Consider the following 2,212-nt stretch of genomic DNA (forward strand, 5'->3'; position numbering starts at 1 on the left):
CCGCCGACGATGGTGCCGTCAGACGGCCGTCGTCCTTGTCCTGTCGGGATAGGTCACCGTGAACTTGAATGCTCCGTACAAGGCGCCGATCGTCAGAAGAACACCCACCGCATGTGGCACGTCAGGCATATACAGAAGAACAAGGTCGGCAACAATGATAGCGACGAACGCCGCGAGCCAGACCAGCGTGATGAGCAGATTCGTTCGAAAGAATTTCGGGTTGTCCCAAAATTCCTGAGGGACCCGTTCGCGCGCATATTGGATCGTGAACGGGCGGCCTATCACCAACGAAAACAGCACGATCGCCAGCAGGCCGATATCGACAGCCAGCTTGACGCCGACGATCGGCCAATTCGCACTCAGCAGGTAAGCATAGACGGCCAGGCTGCCGAACAGAATGCAGGTGCCGACTTCGAGGATTTTTGCGGAACGGCCGAGCAGAATTTCTCGCCCGATCAGGCCAAAAGAAACCAGCGCTGCGATCGCCAACGCAGCAGTTGGACTGACAAAATGATTGAGAATTGCAAAAGCGATGAAAGGCGCAAAAGCCAATAACATCAAATGAACTCCCGACGTGATGAATACCTCTTTGGTCCCTACGTAACCGGCGGGCCTACAACAACTGCGTCACCGCAAAGATCACCAGCCCCACGAGGCCGCCGACGATGGTGCCGTTGATGCGGATATATTGCAGGTCGCGGCCGACGGTGAGTTCGATGCGCTCGGTCAGCGTTTCGGTATCCCAGTTCTCGACCACCTTGCGGATGAATTCGGCGATTTCCTTGCGCCGCGGCGCCACCGTGCGCAGCACCGCGACGCGGAGCCAGCGGTTGATGCCGAGGCGAAACTGCTCGTCGTTCTGAATCCGCGTACCAAGACCTGTCAGCAGGCGCTCGATCAGGCGCGTCAACTGCGCCTGCGTATCCTCGGCCTCAAGACGGTTTTCGATGGACACCCACAGCCCGTCGATCTGGCTGATCACCGCCGGAGCGGCGAGCATCCTGGCTTTCAGCTCCTCGCCCTTTTCGATCAGCTCCGGCCTGGTGGCGAGATCGCCGATCAACTGCTCGACGGTTGACGTCATTTCGATTCGCCAGGGATGGCTCGGCTCGCGCATCTCGTCGAGCGTGCGCGTCAGGCCGTCGATGATCTTGTCGGCGACGATGCCGTCGATCCATTTCGGAATCAGGCGCGAGGTGCGTTTCGACACCTTGGCTCGGATGGTCTCGCGGTTGTTGGCGAGCGCGGTCGAGGCCCAATCCAGGAGCTTTTCGGCCAGCGCCTGCATCTCGCCATGGGCCCACAGCAGCGACAGCAGGCGTGAGGCAAAGGCGGAGGCGGGAACGCGTTCGATGCCGCCGCGCACCGCACCGCTCAGGAAGGCGTTGAGGTCCTCGCGCGGGATCGCCGACAGTGCCTGGTTCAAGGACGAGGTGATCCGGCGCGCCACATTCCCGGCATTGTCGCCGCGCAACAGCCAGCGTCCGGCCCAGCCGCCGATATCGACATCGCGGATGCGCTCGGCCAGCACGCGCGGGGAGAGAAAATTGTTGGCCATGAAGCGGCCGATGGCGACGCCGATGCGCTCCTTGCTGCTCGCGACGATGGCGGTGTGCGGAATCGGAATGCCGAGCGGATGACGAAACAGCGCGACCACGGCAAACCAGTCGGCGCAGGCGCCGATCATGCCGGCCTCGGCAAACGCCCTGAGATAGGCCAGCCACGGCCATTGCCTCACATAGATCGAGGTCGCGACGAAGATCACCAGCATCAGCACCAGCAGCGAGGTTGCGAAGGTCCGTGCGCGTCGCAGCGCCCGCCGCCGCTCTTCCACGCTGCCGCCCGCAATCGAAAGCCGGTTGGTGCGCGCTCTCGCTGCGGGCGGTTTGGTGTCAGGAGGTGCGAGATCAGGAGAGTGCATCGGATTTTGGCATAGCTCTAATTCGACAAAACACTCTTTGATATGAGGCTTCCTCTAGGTACGCTCAAGCCGGCGGAGAGTGAAGGGCGTCTGCGTCCCGCTGACAGGGTCCAGGACGACGCCAACCCGGATCGATAGCCAAAACTCGCCGATGCTGGGCGTCCATCAACGAGCGCTCCCGCACAAGTAATCACAGGAATTCCTTCTCATGAACGATGGTACAACGACGGGGGCGCAACCCCCGCCAAGAATGCGGTCCTTCGCCGCGATGCGCCATTCCGGCTTTCGCGC

Annotated in this window: 2 protein-coding genes; both read right to left on the reverse strand. The window is 61.5% G+C overall.

The window, feature by feature from the left end:
- Positions 1–18 precede the first annotated feature (18 nt).
- A complete protein-coding gene (locus tag VFL62_RS00160; RefSeq protein ID WP_325170354.1) occupies positions 19–489 on the reverse strand; it encodes a hypothetical protein in 471 nt (156 codons plus the stop codon).
- 124 nt (positions 490–613) lie between these two features.
- A complete protein-coding gene (locus VFL62_RS00165) occupies positions 614–1,921 on the reverse strand; it encodes a DUF445 domain-containing protein (protein ID WP_325170355.1) in 1,308 nt (435 codons plus the stop codon).
- Between the last annotated feature and the right edge of the window lie 291 nt (positions 1,922–2,212).

The organism is Bradyrhizobium sp. (assembly GCF_035701725.1).
In the GTDB taxonomy this organism is placed as follows: domain Bacteria; phylum Pseudomonadota; class Alphaproteobacteria; order Rhizobiales; family Xanthobacteraceae; genus Bradyrhizobium.

What these genes read in the sequence shown, in the direction of transcription:
- VFL62_RS00165 (WP_325170355.1), bottom strand. Translation starts at nt 1,921, where the DNA reads ATGCACTCTCCTGATCTCGCACCTCCTGACACCAAACCGCCCGCAGCG.